The organism is Fibrobacter sp. UWH4 (assembly GCF_900142475.1).
Classification (GTDB): domain Bacteria; phylum Fibrobacterota; class Fibrobacteria; order Fibrobacterales; family Fibrobacteraceae; genus Fibrobacter.
In genome coordinates this window covers 1-1,792 of record NZ_FRAY01000020.1, presented here as the reverse complement: position 1 = coordinate 1,792, position 1,792 = coordinate 1, and the positions used below count along the sequence as shown (strand labels likewise).

Sequence of the window (1,792 nt, the reverse complement as noted above, 5' to 3'; positions counted from 1 at the left end):
TTAAGAAAATGGAAGACGGCTTCCGGATGATTCTGGAAGGCATGGGCGAGAACCCGAACCGCGAAGGTCTTATCGATACGCCCAAGCGTGTCGCCAAGATGTACGCCGAACTCATGACGGGACTTTCGGGTGAAATGCGCGCCGAAGACATCCTCAAGACTCGTTTCCATGAAAAGTACGATGAAATGATTATCGTGCCGGATATCGAGTTTGCGAGCATGTGTGAACACCATTTTCTGCCGTTCACGGGCAAGGCTCATGTGGCCTACATTCCGGGCGACTGCGTGGTGGGTCTTTCCAAGATTCCGCGCGTGGTGGAATTCTACGCACGTTTCCCGCAGATCCAGGAACGCATGACGCGCCAGATTGCAGAACTTATCCAGAAGGAACTGAACCCGAAGGGTGTCGCGGTTGTTTTGGAAGCGTCGCACATGTGCATGACGATGCGCGGTGTGAAAAAGCCCGGTGCAACGATGGTGACCACCCAGCTTTTGGGCCGATTCAAGACCGACGAAAAGACCCGCGCCGAATTCATGTCGCGCATTTACGCGCCGCGGTAAAGCTCGCCGGGCGGCAAGTCACGACTCGTCAGGAATTAGCTTAAACAAGAAACCTTCCCGTTTTGCGGGAAGGCTTTTCGTTTCTCTTGTCTGTCGAATTCTGAAGGTGAATTCAGACGGTGTGCGTGTGAGCCTTAGGCATTCTTGACGCAACGGACCGAAATGGCATCGGATCTGTAGATGCCTTCGATATCCATGGAGTTTTCGGTAAGGCTCAGGCGGTACGCATTCGACTTGCCGTATTCGTCCTTGCACCAGAAACGGGCGCGTTTGCCGAACTGGCAGTAGGTGCCGTTGTCGAAACGGTAGCCGGCCGGAAGAGCGAAGAAACCGACGCTGTCTTCGCCCGGACGCTGCCAGCAGCATTCGGCGCGAAGCTCGATGCCGTTCGATTCTTCGGGGAAGTTGCTCATCAGGGTTTCCCATTCCTTGAGGCTCGGGATGTGCCAGCCTTCCGGAGCAATGCCCTGGTAGTTGTCTTCCTTGATCTTGTGGTACATGTCGAGGTCTTTTGCCGGGGACTGTTCCGAGAATTCAGGCGGAATGTTCAGGGCTGAGGTCCAGGTGTAGAGTCTTCCGAATTTGGCGACATTCTGTTCTTCGTTCCCCGGGGCGAAACTGTTTTCCGCCTTGAAACGCAGGTTCTCGGCCATCCATACCTGTTGACCGATCTTGACGGTATGGTAAGTTTCCCCGTCGCGAGCGTCAGTGAAGGTCCCGTACTTGAATGTTTCGGTGTTCTTGGCGAGGCAATCTTCGTAAGAGGTGTTGTTCTGCGTTTCGGGGGCTTCGCGCTTTGCTGCCTTGCTGACCTTGACGCCAATGCGGAATGCCGCGGTGACGACGATGGCGAGGGCGATTAAATTGAAAATGATGAAGGCAGTGTGCATATTTTGTCCTTTCTTAGGGTTGTACTAAATGTAATAACTTTTTTATGCTGTTTGCAAAAATGGTTTTCCCTATAACGGATAAACGATTTTCCGATGCAGATACTCCCCGGAAATGATATTTTTTTCCGATTTTACTGTCGGTCGAATTTTCGAGGATGCCGTCCAGGTGTTCATTTATCAGGTTTAATTTGTTGCGAATCCATTGGAGTGTTTTTGGCTTGCCGGAAACAAAAATGTGGTCGCCGCCCAATCCCGAAGCGTAACTCAGCGGAATCAATAACTTTGACGGAGAAATTCCGAGTTTCCTCGACCATATTTTTACGACATCGTTTGTATTCTCAA

2 protein-coding genes and 1 pseudogene are annotated in these 1,792 nt (G+C 51.7%); 1 reads left to right on the top strand and 2 read right to left on the bottom strand.

All coding sequences use genetic code 11. From position 1 onward, the window contains the following. Nucleotides 1-560: GTP cyclohydrolase I FolE (gene folE, locus BUA93_RS15670; protein ID WP_072981004.1), on the top strand; the 560-nt coding region annotated here is incomplete at its 5' end. A gap of 134 nt (nucleotides 561-694) precedes the next feature. On the opposite strand, the gene BUA93_RS15665 is transcribed toward folE, so the two are convergent. Both BUA93_RS15665 and BUA93_RS16450 read right to left on the bottom strand, forming a co-directional pair. Next, complete coding sequence (locus BUA93_RS15665; protein ID WP_072981002.1) at nucleotides 695-1,450, bottom strand: fibrobacter succinogenes major paralogous domain-containing protein; 756 nt, start codon at nucleotides 1,448-1,450, stop codon at nucleotides 695-697. A gap of 13 nt (nucleotides 1,451-1,463) precedes the next feature. Next, nucleotides 1,464-1,792, bottom strand: a pseudogene (locus tag BUA93_RS16450) (hypothetical protein); the annotation flags it as partial.

Bases quoted from the DNA above. Each gene is read 5' to 3' on its own strand.
- BUA93_RS15665 (WP_072981002.1), bottom strand. From the start codon at position 1,450: ATGCACACTGCCTTCATCATTTTCAATTTAATCGCCCTCGCCATCGTC.